This window comes from Pseudooceanicola nanhaiensis (assembly GCF_020171315.1).
Taxonomy (GTDB): domain Bacteria; phylum Pseudomonadota; class Alphaproteobacteria; order Rhodobacterales; family Rhodobacteraceae; genus Pseudooceanicola; species Pseudooceanicola nanhaiensis_A.
Genome location: NZ_JAIUZP010000001.1, coordinates 13,228 through 30,440 on the forward strand (window position 1 = coordinate 13,228; position 17,213 = coordinate 30,440).

15 protein-coding genes are annotated in these 17,213 nt (G+C 65.1%); 11 read left to right on the top strand and 4 right to left on the bottom strand.

What is annotated here, in order from left to right:
* Positions 1–65 precede the first annotated feature (65 nt).
* The 4 genes from LCM32_RS00060 to LCM32_RS00080 form a co-directional block, all read right to left on the bottom strand.
* Entirely contained in the window at positions 66–2,855 is a 2,790-nt protein-coding gene (locus LCM32_RS00060) for a bifunctional aconitate hydratase 2/2-methylisocitrate dehydratase (protein WP_224819022.1), read from the bottom strand.
* 268 nt (positions 2,856–3,123) lie between these two features.
* Positions 3,124–3,645 carry a CBS domain-containing protein gene (locus LCM32_RS00065; protein ID WP_224819023.1) on the bottom strand — a complete coding sequence of 174 codons (522 nt, stop codon included), beginning with the start codon at positions 3,643–3,645 and terminating at the stop codon, positions 3,124–3,126.
* Between the two features lie 317 nt (positions 3,646–3,962).
* Complete coding sequence (nqrM, locus tag LCM32_RS00075) at positions 3,963–4,199, bottom strand: (Na+)-NQR maturation NqrM (protein WP_224819024.1); 237 nt, start codon at positions 4,197–4,199, stop codon at positions 3,963–3,965.
* Between the two features lie 17 nt (positions 4,200–4,216).
* Complete coding sequence (locus tag LCM32_RS00080; RefSeq protein WP_224819025.1) at positions 4,217–5,242, bottom strand: FAD:protein FMN transferase; 1,026 nt, start codon at positions 5,240–5,242, stop codon at positions 4,217–4,219.
* Between the two features lie 171 nt (positions 5,243–5,413).
* Between LCM32_RS00080 and LCM32_RS00085 the strand changes: the two genes are divergently transcribed.
* The 11 genes from LCM32_RS00085 (at position 5,414) to LCM32_RS00135 (ending at position 17,211) form a co-directional block, all read left to right on the top strand.
* Complete coding sequence (locus LCM32_RS00085) at positions 5,414–6,757, top strand: Na(+)-translocating NADH-quinone reductase subunit A (RefSeq protein ID WP_224819859.1); 1,344 nt, start codon at positions 5,414–5,416, stop codon at positions 6,755–6,757.
* A 3-nt stretch (positions 6,758–6,760) separates the two neighbouring features.
* Complete coding sequence (locus tag LCM32_RS00090; RefSeq protein ID WP_224819026.1) at positions 6,761–7,963, top strand: NADH:ubiquinone reductase (Na(+)-transporting) subunit B; 1,203 nt, start codon at positions 6,761–6,763, stop codon at positions 7,961–7,963.
* Positions 7,956–8,792 carry a Na(+)-translocating NADH-quinone reductase subunit C gene (locus tag LCM32_RS00095; protein WP_224819027.1) on the top strand — a complete coding sequence of 279 codons (837 nt, stop codon included), beginning with the start codon at positions 7,956–7,958 and terminating at the stop codon, positions 8,790–8,792. The genes LCM32_RS00090 and LCM32_RS00095 overlap by 8 nt, the downstream gene beginning before the upstream one ends.
* Complete coding sequence (locus LCM32_RS00100) at positions 8,792–9,445, top strand: NADH:ubiquinone reductase (Na(+)-transporting) subunit D (protein WP_224819028.1); 654 nt, start codon at positions 8,792–8,794, stop codon at positions 9,443–9,445. The genes LCM32_RS00095 and LCM32_RS00100 overlap by 1 nt, the downstream gene beginning before the upstream one ends.
* Positions 9,445–10,053, top strand: coding sequence for an NADH:ubiquinone reductase (Na(+)-transporting) subunit E (gene nqrE / locus LCM32_RS00105; RefSeq protein WP_224819029.1), 609 nt, complete (start codon positions 9,445–9,447; stop codon positions 10,051–10,053). The genes LCM32_RS00100 and nqrE overlap by 1 nt, the downstream gene beginning before the upstream one ends.
* 10 nt (positions 10,054–10,063) lie before the next feature.
* The gene (gene nqrF, locus LCM32_RS00110) at positions 10,064–11,287 is read left to right on the top strand and encodes an NADH:ubiquinone reductase (Na(+)-transporting) subunit F (RefSeq protein ID WP_224819030.1); all 1,224 of its coding nucleotides are present in this window, start codon (positions 10,064–10,066) and stop codon (positions 11,285–11,287) included.
* A 368-nt stretch (positions 11,288–11,655) separates the two neighbouring features.
* Positions 11,656–12,825: an MFS transporter gene (locus LCM32_RS00115; protein ID WP_224819031.1), complete on the top strand. Its 1,170-nt coding sequence runs from the start codon at positions 11,656–11,658 to the stop codon at positions 12,823–12,825.
* Between the two features lie 201 nt (positions 12,826–13,026).
* Positions 13,027–13,836 (top strand): glycosyltransferase family 2 protein, encoded by an 810-nt coding sequence (locus LCM32_RS00120; protein WP_224819032.1) that lies wholly within the window; start codon positions 13,027–13,029, stop codon positions 13,834–13,836.
* Complete coding sequence (locus LCM32_RS00125) at positions 13,833–15,011, top strand: glycosyltransferase family 4 protein (RefSeq protein ID WP_224819033.1); 1,179 nt, start codon at positions 13,833–13,835, stop codon at positions 15,009–15,011. The genes LCM32_RS00120 and LCM32_RS00125 overlap by 4 nt, the downstream gene beginning before the upstream one ends.
* Entirely contained in the window at positions 15,008–15,970 is a 963-nt protein-coding gene (locus tag LCM32_RS00130; protein WP_224819034.1) for an NAD-dependent epimerase/dehydratase family protein, read from the top strand. Before LCM32_RS00125 ends, LCM32_RS00130 begins: the two co-directional genes overlap by 4 nt.
* Positions 15,967–17,211: a glycosyltransferase family 4 protein gene (locus LCM32_RS00135; RefSeq protein WP_224819035.1), complete on the top strand. Its 1,245-nt coding sequence runs from the start codon at positions 15,967–15,969 to the stop codon at positions 17,209–17,211. Before LCM32_RS00130 ends, LCM32_RS00135 begins: the two co-directional genes overlap by 4 nt.
* Positions 17,212–17,213 lie beyond the last annotated feature (2 nt).

Here is a 17,213-nt window from a genome sequence, read left to right on the forward strand (position 1 = left end):
TGCCAGAACGAGAAACGGCCCGCCGATTGGCGGGCCGTCTTTGTGTCGGAGTGTCGCGCCCCGGATCAGAAGTGCACGGACAGCGAGTCCAGCGGGGTCTGCTTCGGAGGTGCGAACTTGGTGAGGTTGATGCCCTTCACCGCGTCCTTGTACTCGGTCAGCGTCGGCGTGCGGCCGAGGATGGCCGACAGCACCACGACCGGGGTCGAGGCCAGCAGCGATTCACCCTTCTTGGTCTCCGAGTCCGCCACGACGCGGCCCTGGAACAGGCGGGTCGAGGTGGCGAGCACGGTGTCACCCTTCTCGGCCTTCTCCTGGTTGCCCATGCAGAGGTTACAGCCGGGACGCTCGAGGTAGAGGATGTTCTCGTACTCGGTCCGGGCCTTGGTCTTCAGGTTGACGTCGTCGAACTCGAAGCCCGAGTACTTCTGCAGGATTTCCCAGTCGCCCTCTTCTTTCAGCTCGTCGACGATGTTGTAGGTCGGCGCAGCCACGACCAGCGGTGCCTTGAACTCGACGTGGCCGGTTTTTTCTTCGAGGTTCTTGAGCATCTGGGCCACGATCTTGATGTCGCCCTTGTGCACCATGCAGGAGCCGACGAAGCCCAGGTCGACCTTCTTCTCGGCCATGTAGTAGGAGATCGGCCGGATCGTGTCGTGGGTGTAGCGCTTGGAGACGTCGGCGTTGTTCACGTCCGGGTCTGCAATCATGGGCTCGTCGATGGCGTCCAGATCGACGACCACCTCTGCGAAGTACTTGGCGTTGGCGTCCGGCTTCAGGGCAGGCTTCTCGCCCGAGCGGATCTCGGCGATGCGCTTGTCCGCGATGCCGATCAGCTTGGCCAGCATCCCGTTGTCCTGCTCCATACCCTTGTCGATCATGATCTGGATGCGGTGCTTGGCCAGTTCCAGCGACTCGATCAGGGTGTCGTCGTTCGAGATGCAGATCGAGGCCTTGGCCTTCATCTCGGCCGTCCAGTCGGTGAAGGTGAAGGCCTGGTCAGCCAGCAGGGTGCCGATGTGCACTTCGATGATCCGGCCCTGGAAGACGTTGTCACCGTGCTGCTTGAGCATCTGCGCCTGGGTGGCGTGGACGACATCGCGGAAGTCCATATGCTCGCCCATTTCGCCCTTGAAGGTGACCTTCACGCTCTCGGGGATCGGCATCGAGGCTTCGCCAGTGGCGAGGGCCAGGGCAACGGTGCCCGAGTCCGCGCCGAAGGCCACGCCCTTGGACATGCGGGTGTGGCTGTCGCCGCCGATGATGATCGCCCAGTCATCCACGGTGATGTCGTTCAGCACCTTGTGGATCACGTCGGTCAGGGGATGGTACACGCCCTTGGGGTCGCGCCCGGTCACCAGGCCGAACTTGTTCATGAAGGCCATCAGCTTGGGCGTGTTGGCCTGTGCCTTGGCATCCCACACCGATGCGGTGTGGCAGCCCGACTGGTAGGCACCGTCGACGGCCGGCGACAGCACGGTGGCTGCCATGGCTTCGAGTTCCTGAGCCGTCATCGGGCCGGTGGTGTCCTGCGAGCCCACGATGTTGACCTTCACGCGCACATCGGAGCCTGCATGCAGGACCTTGCCCGGCGTGACGCCGACAGCGTTGGCGTTGAAGATCTTCTCGACGGCGGTCAGGCCCTGATCGTCGGCGGTCACTTCCTTCGACGGGGCGAAGACGACAGGCGCTTCGACGCCGAGGATTTCGGCAGCCGTGGTCTGGAGCTTCTTGCCGAAGACGATGGCGTAGGAGCCGCCGGCCTTCATGAATTCCATTTTCGGCGGCGTGAAGGAGGAGGACAGGTCAGCCAGTTCCTCGCCGTTCTCGTCGAAGAGCTTCTTGGACTTGGTGTTGATCTTCAGCACCTTCCCGGTCTCGACCGAGAATTTCTGCTCGAGGATCGGGTTGCCGTCGTTGCCGAGGATGGTCTTGCCGTCCTCATCGACCTTCTTGACCCAGTTCTTCAGGTTCAGGCCGATGCCGCCGGTCACGTCCACCGTGGTCGCGAAGATCGGCGAGATGCCGTTGGTGCCCGCGACGACCGGGGCGTAGTTGACGAAGGGCACGTAGGGCGACGCCTGCTTGCCGGTCCAGAGCGCCACGTTGTTCACGCCCGACATGCGGGAGGAGCCAACGCCCATGGTGCCCTTTTCGGCGATCAGCATGACCTGCTTGTCCGGGTGCTGAAGCTTCAGCTCCTGAATGTGCTTCTGGGCCGCCTCGTCGCACATGCACTTGCCGTGCAGTTCGCGGTCTGCGCGGCTGTGCGCCTGGTTGCCGGGCGACAGAAGGTCGGTCGAGATATCGCCTTCGGCGGCGATGAAGGTGACGACTTCGATCTCTTCGTTCACGTCGGGCAGCGTGGTGAAGAACTCGGCTTTCGCGTAGCTCTGAAGGATCTCTTCGGCGATCTTGTTGCCGGCCTTATAGGCGGCTTCGAGGCGGCCGGTGTCGGCTTCGTAGAGGAAGACCTGCGTCTTCAGCACTGCGGCGGCCTGCTCCGCGATGGCGGCATCGTCGCCGAGCGCGAGATCGAGAAGGACCTCGACCGAGGGGCCGCCCTTCATGTGCGACAGCAGCTCGAAGGCGAAGGTCTGGTCGATTTCGGGAACGTCAGCGGTTCCGAGGATGATCTCCTTCAGGAACTTGGCCTTCACGCCTGCGGCGCTCGTGGTGCCGGGCAGGGTGTTGTAGATGAAGAACTGCAGCGAGTCAGCGCGGTGCTCGTTCGCCGGATCTTTGATCTGCGCGATGATTTCTTCGGTCAGCGCACCATCGTCGATCGGTTTCGGGTGCAGGCCCTGCTCTTTGCGGGCGGCGATTTCTTCGAGATAGGTGGCGTAGAGGCTCATCGGCGAATCCGGCTGCTGATTGACTGTTGCTGGCGGGGAACGACAGGTGAAATCCACCTCGCGTCGTTCGGTGTACATTCGTATGCAGATTTGCAGCCGGATACAACATCACGGCTTCCGCGTATAGCCGAAAGATACACGGTGCTGCGCCGCAACAAAATCCCCAACGGGGGGAAAGCGTGAATATCTGTCTATCTGCCGCCCGTGCCGACGGTGGCAGCGTGCCGCTGAACCCGCTCCGGCGTTGCGGGGCGGGCCCGGGCGTGTTTCAGCCGACGATGAGCTGCTTGATCTGAAGTGCTTCGAGTTCGAGCTCGTTCAGGCGGTAGTAGACGACGTCGCCGATACTGACGAGCGCGACCAGCTTCTCGTCTTCGAGCACGGGCATGTGCCGGAAGCGGCCTTTCGTCATGCGCATCAGCACGGTAACCAGCGGTTCGTCCGGCGTGCAGGTCTCGACTTCCTCGGTCATCACCTCCTCGACGCGGTGGGGCAGGGTCTTGCCCGGCGCATCGGCCAGCTTGCGCACGATGTCCCGCTCCGAAAGGATGCCGGCCAACATGCCGTTGGCGTCGGTGACGACCAGCGCGCCGATCTTGTGATCGCGCAGCAGGTCCACGGCCTCGTGCAGGGTCTGGTGCGGGCGGATGGCGTGGACCGTGCGGTCCTTATCCTTGAGCAGGTCCTTCACCAGCGCCGTCGAAGCCGTCGTGTTGGTCGACACGGATTGGCTGGCGCTGCGTGCGTGCTCGTCGTCTTTCCGCAGGTGGGGGCGGTATGATTCGGGCATGGCGTAGGTCCTTCCTTGAACATTCGGCGATCTCTGTGTCAGAGAGACTAGACCGGAACCGGCGAAGGGCTCGAAAAATTTTCTGGACTGATCATACCATCACACCCGCCATCGCGACGATCATTTTCGTGATCGCCTGCCTTGCGGGGTATAGTTATCGACGTGTGTGGAAGACCGAGGGGCCGCGCTGGCAGCTCTGGCTCTATGGCGTCATCGCCGCGGCAGGGCTGCTGAGCCTTGCCTTTTTCCCGATGGATTTGCCGGGCTGACGGGGTCTGGACGGGGCCTGAGCGCAGGCCCCGAAAGGAGGCGCGTGGTTAGCCCTGTGCCTCTGCCTGCTCCATCATGCGACGGGCGCGGGGGCAGGCGAGGCGTTCGCGCAGCGGGCTGTTCGGGTCGATTTCCTTGTGACACACAAGGCATTGGTCCGCGTCGCCGATCGCGTTGAGCCCGCCACAGCTGCCCTTGATTCGCCGGCCCGAGAAAATCACGCCAACGGCCATGCCGAAGACGATCAGGCAGAGAAAGACGAATGCCAGGATTGCGGTTTCCATAGCGGGCTCCCTTCCGGTCAGGCTTGGAGCGAAGTGTAGCGGCTGCTGGCGGTCGTGGTGAAGCCCTTGCCGGGCTCACGATCGATAAACACAACGGCAAGACCGCGCTCTTCGGCGATTTCCATGCCGCGTTCGCGCCCGACGACCAGCATCGCGGTCGCCCATGCATCGGCCATCATCGCGTTCTCGGTCAGCACCGTGGTCGACACCGTGTGGTGGGTGATCGGACGGCCGGTGGTCGGGTCGATGATGTGGGAATAGCGGGTGTCGCCGTCTTCGAAGAAGTTGCGGTAATCACCCGAGGTCGCCATGCCGAGGCCCGACACATGCGCGACGCTGTGCAGCGCGCGGTCACCGGCGACGGGCGATTCGATCCCGATCTGCCAGGGCATCCCATCGGGGTTGCGGCCCGAAGCGTAGAGATCGCCGCCGATTTCGACCATGAAGTCTTTCAGGCCCAGATCGTGCACGGCCTTGGCCACGCGGTCCACGCCATAGCCCTTGCCGATGGCGGAGAGATAGATCTCGGCGCCCTGTGCCGATTTCGTCAGCGTGTTGCCGTTCAGGGTCAGCACGCGTTCCTGGCCGCTGCGGGTCATCGCGTCGGCGATATCCGCGTCGGAGGGAATGTGGGGGGCAACGCCGGTGGAGCCGAAGCCCCAGAGGTCGATCAGCGGGCCGACGGTGACGTCGAAACGCCCGTCGCTTGCCTTGTGCACTTCGTTGGCCGAGTTCATCACCATCGCCAGCGCGGGCGACAGGGTCAGGGCTTCGCCAGCGGCGGCTGCGTTCACGCGCGAAATCTCGGAGGACGCATCCCAGTTCGACATTTCGGTATTCACGTCGGCCAGAGCGGTCCGGATCGCCTTGTCGAGGTCCTTTGCATCCACGCCGGTGCTGCCGTTTCGGGCCACAACGTGATACGTAGTACCCATCGTGGAACCGGTCAGCTTCAGCACCTCGTCTTCGGCCTTGCAGGCCGCGAGGGTCGCGGTCGATAGGATCAGGAACGTTCGGCGGGTGAACTTTTGGGTGCCGGACACTGGACATGCCTCCTAAGGGTGCTTGCGCTCGCGGCGCTGTGCTTGCATATGACTTCGGGTTTGCGGCTGCAACCTGTGCATCCGCAAAAAAATCACGAAAAGTGGCCCGCCCACGGTTTTGCTCGGCGTCGAGCCGTTGCATAAGGTGACAAAAAGCAGATGGCGATCCAAGTGCAGAATTATTCTCTCAAACGAGGACTCGATCTTCCGATCAGCGGAGCGGCGCAGAGCGGTTCAGTGGGAACCCCGGCTGTCGGAACTGTCGCGATCCTCGGTGCGGACTACATCGGACTTAAACCGCGGCTTTCGGTCGACGAAGGTGATGTCGTCGCCCGCGGTGCTCCCTTGATGGTTCACAAGGACAACCCCGAAGCGCAAATCACCTCTCCGGTATCGGGTCGCGTCAAGGCGATTCACCGGGGCGCGCGCCGCAAGCTGATTAGCATCGAGATCGAGGTGGACGAGGCTGCGGCCGCGCCGGTCGATTTCTCGGCCATCGGCGATGTGAGCACGGCCGAGGGCGTGGCGGAGCGGCTCTGTGCCGCGGGTCTCTGGACCGCCTTCCGCACCCGGCCCTATTCGCATGTGCCGCTGTCCACGGACCGGCCCGCCGCGATCTACGTGACCGCGATGGACAGCGAGCCGCTGTCGCCCGATCCCGCCCCGATCATCGCCGAGGAGGCCGAGGCCTTCACGCGCGGTCTGGCCGCGATCGCGCTGCTGACCGAGGGCAACACCTATCTGTGCCATGAAACCGGTGCCAACGTGCCCGGGGGCGACCTGCCCGGGATCACCGCTGCCGGCTTCTCGGGGCCGCACCCCGCGGGCCTCGCCGGCACCCACATGCATTTCCTCGAGCCGCCGACCGCCGCGCGGTTCGTCTGGACCATCGGCTACCATGACGTCATCGCCATCGGGCGGCTTCTGACGACGGGAACGCTCGACACCACCCGCACGATCGCGATCGTCGGGCCGCTGGCGAATGCTCCGCGGCTGGTGCGCACCGTTGCGGGCGCCGCGATGGCCGAGCTTTGCGCGGGCGACAATCCGCAGGGCCTGCCGATGCGGGTCATCTCCGGGTCGGTCCTGTCGGGCCGGGCAGGGGAGGGGGCGGACGCCTATCTTGGCCGCTACGCACGCCAGATCACCCTGATGAAGGAAGACCACGACCAGATCCCCATGGGGTGGATTCGGCCGATGTCGTCCAAGTACGCGGTTCAGCCGGTGCTGGGCTCTGCCTTCACCAAGAAGATTTACGACCTGACGACCAACCTCAACGGTGGTCGGCGGGCGATGGTGCCGCTTGGCACCTTCGAAAAACTGATGCCGCAGGACTTCCTGCCCACTCAGCTTCTGCGTGCCCTGCTGGTGATGGACACCGATCAGGCGCAGGCGCTTGGCGCCCTGGAGCTGGACGAGGAAGATCTCGGGCTGTGCGGATTTGCCTGCCCGGCCAAGTATGAATACGGGATGGCGCTGCGGGACTGCCTGACCAAGATTGAAAAGGAAGGCTGAGGCATGGGGCTGCGAAGCTTCTTCGACCGGATCGAGCCGCAATTCACCAAGGGCGGCAAGTACGAGAAGTTCTTCCCTCTCTACGAGATGGTGGAGAGCTTTCTCTACACACCCAAGACGGTGACCACGGCCGCGCCCCACGCGCGGTCCTACATCGACATGAAGCGGATCATGACCTACGTGGTCATCGCCACGATCCCCTGCATCCTCTTCGGGCTCTATAACACCGGTCTCCAGACCAACCTGGCCATCCAGGAACTGGGCACCTCTTCGGGCTGGCGCGCGTGGATCATCGACACGCTCGGGATCGGCTTCAACCCGTCGAACCCGCTGGCGAACATGCTGCACGGGCTGCTCTACTTCCTGCCGATCTACATCGTCACCCTGGCCGTCGGCGGCATCTGGGAAGTGATCTTCGCCACCGTGCGCGGGCATGAAGTGAACGAGGGCTTCCTCGTCACCTCGATGCTCTACACGCTGATCCTGCCCGCTTCGACGCCGCTGTGGCAGGTTGCGCTGGGGATTTCCTTCGGCGTGGTCATCGGCAAGGAAGTCTTTGGCGGCACCGGCAAGAACTTTCTCAACCCGGCGCTCGTCGGGCGTGCCTTCCTCTACTTCGCCTATCCCGCCTACATGTCGGGCGATACGATCTGGACCCCGGTTGACGGTTTCTCGGGCGCGACCGCGCTGGCCGTGACCGCCTCTGAAGGGGCAGGGGCCCTCGCAGGTTACGGCATCACCTGGATGGACGCCTTCATCGGCACGATTCAGGGCTGCCTCGGGGAAACCTCGACCATCGCCTGCCTGATCGGCCTCGCGTTCCTGCTTGCGACCCGGATCGCCAACTACCGCATGGTGGTCGGCTGCCTCGCCGGCATGATCGCCTTCTCCTCGCTGCTGAACTGGATCGGCTCCGACACCAACCCGGCCTTCGCGACGCCCTGGTACTGGCACCTCGTGCTGGGCGGCTATGCCTTCGGCCTCGTGTTCATGGTCACGGAACCCGTCTCCGGCTCGCACACCAACCTCGGCCGTTACATCTATGGCGCCCTGATCGGCTTCATGGTCGTGATGATCCGGGTCGTGAACCCGGCCTTCCCCGAGGGCATGATGCTGGCCATCCTGTTCGGCAACGTCTTTGCCCCGCTGATCGACTATTTCGTCGTGCAGGCCAACATCCGTCGGAGGGCTCGCCGTCATGCCTGACAAGGACATCAACGCCTCGCAAGGGGATGCCGTGAAGGGTGGCCTGCTGCGCCGCTTCCTCGACACGCCGCCGGACAACACGGTCAAGACGCTGGTGATCGCCATCGGTCTTTGCCTGCTCGCCTCGATGGTCGTCTCTGCCGCTGCCGTGAGCCTGCGCCCGCTGCAACAGCAGAACGCCGCGCTCGACAAGCAGGTGAACATCCTCGAAGTGGCCGGCGTCTACGAGCCGGGCATGGACGTGGCTGCCGCCTTCGACAAGTTCGAGCCGCATGTGCTGGAACTGTCCACCGGCACCTTCACCGACCAGTTCGACCCGGCCGAATTCGATGACCGCGCCGCGGCCTCGGACCCGGAGCTGTCGCACGCTCTGGACAGCGATCCGGCCAGCATCGGCCGTCAGGCGGACTTCGTGACCGTCTACCTGCTGCGCGACGCGGACGGGGCGCTGGATAAGGTGATCCTGCCGATCTACGGCTACGGCCTGTGGTCCACCCTCTACGGCTTCATCGCCGTCGAGGAAGATGGCAACACGATCTACGGCCTCCAGTTCTACGAACACGCCGAGACCCCCGGTCTGGGCGCCGAGGTCGACAACCCGCGCTGGAAGGCGCTCTGGAATGGCAAGCAGCTGCGCACCGAAGACGGCGCAGGCGAGCTGGCGATCACCGTCGCCAAGGCGCCGCCGCCCGAAGGCCGCGACTACTTCGTCGACGCGCTGTCCGGGGCCACGCTCACCTCGCGCGGGGTGAACAACCTGGTGAAGTTCTGGATGAGCGAACGTGGCTTCGAGCCGTTCCTCGAACGTGTAAGAGCAGGAGAGATCTGATGGCACAGACCTACCGGACCATGCTCGTCGACCCGATGGTCGACAACAACCCGATCACGCTGCAGGTGCTGGGCATCTGTTCTGCGCTCGCCGTGACCTCGTCGCTCAAGGTGGCGCTCGTCATGGCCCTCGCGGTGACCCTCGTGACGGCCTTCTCCTCGATGTTCATCTCGGTGCTGCGGTCGCAGATTCCCTCTTCGATCCGGATCATCGTGCAGATGATCATCATCGCCAGCCTCGTGATCGTGGTGGACCAGGTCCTCAAGGCCTACGCCTACGAGATCTCCAAGACGCTGTCGGTCTTCGTCGGCCTGATCATCACGAACTGCATCGTGATGGGCCGCGCCGAGGCCTTCGCGATGAAGAACCCCCCGATCGCCTCCTTCGTGGACGGTGTCGGCAACGGGATGGGCTATGGCCTGATCCTGATGCTGGTGGGCTTCATCCGTGAGCTGTTCGGCTCGGGCTCGCTGTTCGGGATCACCATCCTGCCGACCGTCAACAACGGTGGCTGGTACGTGCCCAACGGCCTGCTGCTGCTGCCGCCCTCGGCGTTCTTCGTGATCGGTCTGCTGATCTGGGGCTTCCGCTCGTGGAAACCCGAACAGGTCGAAGACCGCGAATACCGCATCCAGACCGTGGAGGCCCACTGATGGAAGGCCTGATTTCCCTCGCCGTGAAGGCCATCTTCGTCGAGAACATGGCCCTCGCCTTCTTCCTCGGCATGTGCACCTTCCTCGCCGTGTCCAAGAAGATCGGCACCGCCATCGGCCTCGGCATCTCGGTGACGCTGGTTCAGGCGATCACCGTGCCGGCCAACAACCTGATCCTGACCTACCTGCTGGCGCCCGGTGCACTGGCATGGGCCGGGTTCCCGGACGTGGATCTGACCTTCCTCGGCCTGATCTCCTACATCGGGGTCATCGCCGCGATCGTGCAGATCCTCGAGATGGTTCTCGATAAGTACTTCCCGCCGCTCTACAACGCGCTCGGCATCTTCCTGCCGCTGATCACCGTGAACTGCGCCATCCTCGGTGGCTCGCTCTTCATGGTGGAACGCGACTACGACTTCGCACAGGCCTCGGTCTACGGCATCTCGTCGGGCCTCGGCTGGGCGCTGGCGATCACGGCGATGGCCGGTGTGCGCGAGAAGCTGAAGTACTCCGACATTCCCGACGGTCTTCAGGGGCTCGGGATCACCTTCATCAGCGCCGGACTGATGGCCATGGCCTTCATGTCCTTCTCCGGCGTGAACCTCTGAGGGGCCAGAGATGCAGACTTTTACCCTCGGCGTCGTCCTGTTCTCGCTGATCGTCATCGCTCTGGTGACGCTCATCATGCTGGCGCGGTCGCGTCTGGTGTCCACGGGCAACGTCAACATCACCATCAACGGTGAGAAGACCATCTCGGTCCCGGCTGGCGGCAAGCTGCTGCAGACCCTCGCGTCGGCCAACCTCTTCGTCCCCTCCGCCTGCGGCGGCGGCGGCACCTGTGCCCAGTGCCGGGTCCGCATCCACGAAGGCGGCGGCTCGATCCTGCCGACCGAGGAAAGCCACATCACCAAGCGTGAGGCCGCCTGCGGTGACCGCCTGTCCTGTCAGGTTGCGGTCAAGCAGGACATGCAGGTCGAAGTGCCCGAAGAAGTGTTCGGCGTGAAGAAGTGGGAGTGCACCGTGCGCTCCAACGACAACGTCGCGACCTTCATTAAGAACCTCGTTCTGGAACTGCCCGAAGGCGAGGATGTGAACTTCCGCGCCGGCGGCTACATCCAGATCGAAGCTCCCGCCCACCACGTCAGCTACAAGGACTTCGACGTGGCCGAGGAGTACCGGGAGGACTGGGACAAGTTCAACATCTGGCAGTACGAGTCGACCCTCGACGAGCCGATCGAGCGGGCCTATTCGATGGCCAACTACCCCGATGAAAAGGGGCTGATCATGCTCAACGTACGGATCGCGACCCCGCCGCCGCGCACCGAAGGCGTCCCGCCGGGCAAGATGTCGTCCTACATCTTCAACCTGAAACCCGGTGACAAGGTCACCATTTCCGGCCCGTTCGGCGAATTCTTCGCCCGCGACACCAAGAAGGAAATGGTCTTCGTCGGCGGTGGTGCCGGTATGGCGCCGATGCGGTCGCACATCTTCGACCAGCTCAAGCGGCTGGAGAACCGCGACCGGAAGATCACCTTCTGGTACGGCGCCCGCTCCAAGCGCGAAATGTTCTTCGTGGAAGATTTCGACCAGCTGGCGGAAGAGTTCGACAACTTCGAATGGCACGTGGCGCTCTCCGATGCGCTGCCCGACGACAACTGGGGCGGCTACACCGGGTTCATCCACAACGTGCTCTACGAGGAATACCTCAAGAACCACCCGAACCCGGAAGACTGCGAGTTCTACATGTGTGGTCCGCCGATCATGAACCAGTCGGTCATCAACATGCTGCTGGAACTCGGCGTGGACCGCGAGGACATCATGCTGGATGACTTCGGCGGCTGAGGCTACCGCAAGCGATTTCTCGAAAAGCCGGTCAGCTCCGCTGACCGGCTTTTTGCTGTCCGGGAGGGGCGATGCGATGCCGCGAAAAGGCTGTTCCGCAGGCGGCCGCGACCATTCCACGGACAAAGCGCTGTCCGTTGCCTTCCCGTGTCGCGTGCGGACCGCAATGGGGTTGCACTTCGCTGCAAACTCCGCTGAAACAGGTGCAACGGTTGCGATCCCCCCGCCATTCGCGACCGGTTCTCTGCCTTTCTCCACGCGTCTTCTGCCTCTGGCGCAGCCCCAACTGCGCAGGGCGGACGCAAGGCCCGTGGTCCGCCCCTCGACCCCGACGAAAGCCCCGCATGTCTGCTTCTCCCCGATACAGGATGGCCCAGATCGCCACGGCGCTGTCCATCATGACGGCCCTTCTGGGCAGCACGGCGCCCAGCCCGCTCTACCCGATCTACATCGCACGCATGGGTCTCGATCACGCGGTCAGCACGATGGTTTTTGCCATGTACGCCGTCGGGACGCTGGTCTCGCTCGTGCTCTGCACCTGGCTGGGTCCCCGGGTGCCGGACCTGAGGCGCATCCTGTTGCCGGGCCTGGTCGTCACTGCCGCCGGGGCGCTGATCTTCGGCCATGCGGAGACCCTTCAGATGCTGTTGACAGGGCGGTTCCTCAACGGGTTCGGCACCGGGGCGATCACCGGGATGGGCTCTGCCGCGCTCTATGCGCTCTCCGCGCCGGAGCGGAAGCATATCGGGGCGGCCATCGCCACGCTTGCCTTCACCGGCGGGGCGGCGGGCGGGCCAATCATCAGTTCGATCGCCCTCTCCCTCGACCTTGCCCCGACTCTGTCGCCCTTCCTGCTGATCGTGGCGCTGGCGGTGCTGAGCTTTGCGATGCTGCTGCTCTCGCCGTGGCCGCCCGTCTCGCGGGCCGGTCGGGGGGCGGATACGGAAGAGACCGGCCGGGCGCAATGGGCACTCTACCTTCTGGCCTGCACCGGCGTCGTGACGGCCTGGGCCGTGGGCTCGGCCATGATGGCGCTGGGGACCGATCTTGCGATCAACGTCTACCATTTCCAGTCCATCGGCATGGCGGGTCTCGTCGCCGCCGCGTTCCAACTGTCCGCCGGGGTCGGTCAGGCCGTCTTTGGCCGCAAGCGGTCCTATCCCTTCATGATCGCAGGCTTCGCCAGCACCGCCGTGGCACTGGGCCTTCTGGCCGGCTTCGCGGGCAACGGGTCTGCGGCTCTGATGATGCTGGCGATGCCGATCAGCGGCCTCGCCTACGGGGCGCTCTTCGTGCAGGCGCTGATGTTGGCGAGCGCGGCCGCGCCGCCGCAGATCCGCCCCGCGCTGATCGCGGTCTTCTACGCGGTGGGCTACCTCTCGAACTCGATTCCGATCGTCGCCGTCGGCCTGCTGTCGGATCGCATCGGCCTTGCCTTGGCGTTCCAGTGGTTCTCGCTCATTGTCGTCTGCGTGGCGGTCGCGGGCGGTCTGTGGGCCGCGCAGGTCCGCAGGCGCTCCGCTCTGTCGTTCGCGTAACGGCTGCGGGGCGTAGAGCACCCGTCTTCGGAGAGCATTGTCCTGCCCTTCACGGCGCCGGGTCCTGCGCCGCTTGAAGCGGCAGTCACCCGCGGACCGGGCCCTGTCGCGGTGCCGGAGCTTGACGGGTTCGCGGGCGCCGATCACAATTTTTCCAATTATTTAAGAGATTCGAACATTTAGACAGCCTGGGGTTGTCCAATGCCGATTGCGACGAAGCCATTCGATTCCGTGGCGAACAAGGTCACGACGATCATTCCGTGTTTCAACGATTCCGCATCCCTGCGCCGAAGCGTTCAGTCAGTGCAGTCCCAGCCCTGCGCGTCCCGGATCGTGATCGTTGACGATGGCTCGGACCCGGCGCATGCCGCCGAGATCGGACGGATCGCGGCAGAGTTCGATGCCACCGCGATCCGGCTGGATGAACGCCGCGGGCCTGCGGCGGCGCGCAATGCCGGGCTCGATATCTGCCGGACGCCCTACGTGGCCTTCCTCGATGCGGACGACGTGTGGCTGCCGGGCAAGCTGGCGGCCCAACTCTCCGAGATGGAGGCCCGGGCGCTGTCCTTCAGCTACATGCGCTATGCGAATGTCTGTCGGGGGCGGGCCAAGGTCATGCCGGCGCCGCAGAGCCTGTCGCGGGCGGAACTGCTGCGCAACACGGCCATCGGCTGCTCCACCGTGATGGTGGCGCGGGCCTTCATCGGCGAGAGGCGCTTCGTCGAGGCGGAGTGCGAAGACCTTGCCTTCTGGGCGATCCTGCTGGACGGGGCGCAGCGTGCCTACCGGATCGGAACCGAACCGATGGTCCTGCGCCACCTCGGGGGCCGGTCGCGGCACCGTGGTCGGGCGGCGCTGCACTACTGGCGGACGCTGCGCGGGCCACTGCGCCTCCCGCCGGGGGAGGCGACGCGCAACTTCGTGTCCTATGCAGGACGGGCGATGTGGAAACACTGGGTGCCCACGGGCCGCACCGATGCCCGGCTCGCAGCACTGGGGCCCGTGTCATGACGGGCCTGCCGCATGTGGTTCTGTTCTATGACGTGCAGGACTGGGCGTTTCACAACGTCGCCCGCAACGTGGCGCGGATCCTGACCGGCGAGGCGCGCTTCACACTGGCCGGGCGGGACGATTGGTTCGGGCGCCGGGGCGTGGCCTCCGACCTTGCGCAGCGCGCGGATGTCCTTGTCTTCCTCTGGCGGTTCGATGTCCTCGCCTTTCTCGACAGCCTCGACAGCCGGGGCTGGGACAGGATGACCGGAGCAGAGCGCCCGGCGGTGGTGACCATGGTCTACGATCACCTCTACCAATCCGCCGCAGAACTTGCCGAGATCGGCAATCCCTTTCCCTGTTCCGACAGGATCGGTGCATCGTCGAACCGGCTGGCGCGGGTCTATGCCGCCTCGAAGGCGCTGCCCGATATCGACGTGGTGGCGCCGGATGGCGTGGACATCGCGCAGTTCCGGCCTGCGGCGGGGTCCCGGGCGGGGCCGCTGCGGATCGGCTGGGTGGGCAACAGCGCCTGGGGCAGCACCGTCGCGGCGGACCTCAAGGGCAGGCACAGCATCTTCGACCCGGCCATCGCCCGGCTGCAGGCGGCGGGCGTCCCGCTGGAGGTCAGGGTGGCGGACCGCGCCGAGGCGCGTCTCCCGCGCGAGGCCATGCCTGAATACTACCGCGGGATCGAAGTCCTCGTGTGCAGTTCGGCCATCGAGGGGACGCCGAATCCCGTGCTGGAGGCCATGGCCGCGGGCGTGGCGGTGGTGAGCACGGATGTGGGCATCGTGCCGGATGTGCTTGGTCCCGCACAGCGCCGCTTCATCCTGCCCGAGCGGTCGGTCGAGGCGCTTGTGCGGGCGCTTGAAGAGCTCGCCGCTGCGCCGGGGCTTGTGGCCGATCTGAAGGCCGAGAACCTGTCACGCCGCGAGACGCTTTCGTGGGAGACCCGCGCCGCCCTCTGGCGCGACCTGCTGATCGGCGCGCTGGAGGCGCGCGATACACCGGCGGGTCTGGCCTGCACGCAATCCATCCGACGCCTGCGCCAGCGGGAGCGGAGCGGGCTGGAACGGATGCGGCGGCTGGTGGCGACGAACCGGCTCGCCTATCGCGCCTATGATCTGCTGAATGCCCGCTGCCCGGCGCTGATCCGTCACTCGAAACGCCTTCTGGCACGGAGGGCGGGATGACGGCGCATTGGCTGGTCACCGGAGGGGCGGGGTTCATCGGCGGGCATCTGGTGCGCCGGCTCTGCGCGCAGGGCGACCGGGTGACCGTGGTCGACGACCTCTCGACCGGGCGCCGCGCAAACCTGCCGCAGGGGCGCCGTGCGCCTGCGCTCGACCTCGTGGTCGGCGACATCGCGGAGCCGGAGGTGCTGGACCGGGCGATGACCGGCGTGGCCGGGGTCTTTCACTGCGCGGCCACGGTGAACGTGCAGGATTGCATCGCGGACTGGCTCGGGGCGCACCGGGCCAATTCGACCGGCACGCTGCATGTCTTCGACACGGCGCAACGGTTGGGCAGGCTGCCCGTGGTCTATGCCTCCTCCGCCGCCGTCTATGGCAACCGGTCGGGCGAGCGGTGCCACGAGGAGATGCCGGAACGCCCCCTGTCGCCCTATGGCGCGGACAAGCTGGCCTGCGAACATCAGGCGCGGGCCTTCTGGGAAATCCATGGGCTGCCAAGCGCGGGGCTGCGGCTCTTCAACGTCTACGGGCCGGGGCAGCAGGATGGATCGCCCTATTCCGGTGTCCTCGCGCGGTTCCTGCGCAACCGGGCCGAGGGCAGCGGCCACGTCGTCTTTGGCGACGGGCAGCAGACCCGCGATTTCGTCCACGTCAGCGACGTGGTGCAAGCCATGCTCGCGGCGATGGCCCGGCTGACCGAGCGGCCGCAGAGCTTTGTCTCGAACGTCTGCACGGGCCACAGCGCCTCCCTGATCGAACTGTCCTGCCTGCTCGACGGGCTGTCGCCGGGGGCGCCCGCGCCGATCACCTTCCACCCGGAACGCCCGGGCGACATTCGCCACTCAAGCGGGGACACGCGCCGGATGCGGTCGCTGCTCGGGTTGACCCATCTCGTGTCCCTCGAAGAGGGGCTCAGGGCGCAGCTACTGGCGCCCGCGACTCTGAGGCATGTTTCGTGACACGACCCCGCGTCCTGCTCTGCCCCGATACGCCGAACTGGGCCTATGACAACATCTGCGACCAGATCGTGCGGCATCACGGCGACACCTACGAGTTCGAGCGCTATTACATGGCGGGCAGTGTCGGCTATCCGCATGTCTTCCTGAATCAGGTCTTCGACATCATGGGCCGGTTCGACATCATCCACTTCTTCTGGCGCGAGGACGTGCAGCACCTGCTGAACCCGGAAACGATCTACAAGGCGGCGACCTCGTTTCGGCTGCGCCCCGAAGACCTCTTCGACGCCATGAGCCGCCCGGTGATCACCTCTTCCGTCTACGACCACCTCTTCCTCGAGCCCGAGCATTTCGCATGGCGGGAGCGGGCCTTCTGGTACATGGACGGCTATTCGGTCTCTTCCAACCTGCTCGACGGGATCTATCGCGACACCCCGGTGTTCCCTGATCCGATCGCCGTTTTGCCCGACGGGATCGACCTCGACCGCTTTCAGCCTCGCAGCCTCGACCGGTTCGCCTGCCAAGACAGGCCGCTGCGCATCGGCTGGGTCGGGAATTCCCAATGGGGCAATGATCCCAAGCGCGACGCCAAGGGGTTGCACAGCATCCTCGTGCCCGCGCTGGAGGTCCTTGAGCAGGAGGGCCTCGCCATCGAGCGCCACTTCGCCGATTCCACGGTGCGCCGCCGGAACAAGGACGAGATGGTCGCCTATTACGACGAGATCGACCTGCTGGTCTGTTCGTCCGAGATCGAGGGCACGCCGAACCCTGTGCTGGAGGCGATGGCCATGGGCGTGCCCGTCGTTTCGACCCGGGTCGGGATCGTGCCCGATGTGCTGGGGCCGCAGCAGCAGGCCTTCATCCTGCCCGAGCGGTCGGTCGAGGCGATGACCACCGCGCTGCGCCAACTGGTTCAGGACCGGGGCAGACTGGCGGCGCTTTCGGAGGAGAACCTGACTGCGATCCGCGACTGGACATGGGAGAAGACCACCGCAGGCTGGCCTGCCTTCTGGGACGCGGCGCTCGCGCGGCACCACGATGGGCAGCGCGGGCCGCTCAAGCGCCACCTCCTGCAGGAACGCTATGCCGCATGGTACAGCGAGAACGTGCGCCACAAGGACAGCTGGAAGGTTGCCTCCGGCCCGACCCGCATGAAGCGGTCGGCGCGGATGGCGCTGGTGGACTGGATCTATCGCACGCCCCGGCGCGCGGCCCTGATCAACACTCTGCGCGGACGGAGGTAGGC

Bases quoted from the DNA above. Each gene is read 5' to 3' on its own strand.
- nqrM (WP_224819024.1), bottom strand. From the start codon at position 4,199: ATGGAAACCGCAATCCTGGCATTCGTCTTTCTCTGCCTGATCGTCTTC.
- LCM32_RS00095 (WP_224819027.1), top strand. From the start codon at position 7,956: ATGCCTGACAAGGACATCAACGCCTCGCAAGGGGATGCCGTGAAGGGT.
- nqrE (WP_224819029.1), top strand. From the start codon at position 9,445: ATGGAAGGCCTGATTTCCCTCGCCGTGAAGGCCATCTTCGTCGAGAAC.
- LCM32_RS00120 (WP_224819032.1), top strand. From the start codon at position 13,027: ATGCCGATTGCGACGAAGCCATTCGATTCCGTGGCGAACAAGGTCACG.
- LCM32_RS00125 (WP_224819033.1), top strand. From the start codon at position 13,833: ATGACGGGCCTGCCGCATGTGGTTCTGTTCTATGACGTGCAGGACTGG.
- LCM32_RS00115 (WP_224819031.1), top strand. From the start codon at position 11,656: ATGGCCCAGATCGCCACGGCGCTGTCCATCATGACGGCCCTTCTGGGC.
- LCM32_RS00060 (WP_224819022.1), bottom strand. From the start codon at position 2,855: ATGAGCCTCTACGCCACCTATCTCGAAGAAATCGCCGCCCGCAAAGAG.
- LCM32_RS00090 (WP_224819026.1), top strand. From the start codon at position 6,761: ATGGGGCTGCGAAGCTTCTTCGACCGGATCGAGCCGCAATTCACCAAG.
- nqrF (WP_224819030.1), top strand. From the start codon at position 10,064: ATGCAGACTTTTACCCTCGGCGTCGTCCTGTTCTCGCTGATCGTCATC.
- LCM32_RS00130 (WP_224819034.1), top strand. From the start codon at position 15,008: ATGACGGCGCATTGGCTGGTCACCGGAGGGGCGGGGTTCATCGGCGGG.
- LCM32_RS00100 (WP_224819028.1), top strand. From the start codon at position 8,792: ATGGCACAGACCTACCGGACCATGCTCGTCGACCCGATGGTCGACAAC.
- LCM32_RS00065 (WP_224819023.1), bottom strand. From the start codon at position 3,645: ATGCCCGAATCATACCGCCCCCACCTGCGGAAAGACGACGAGCACGCA.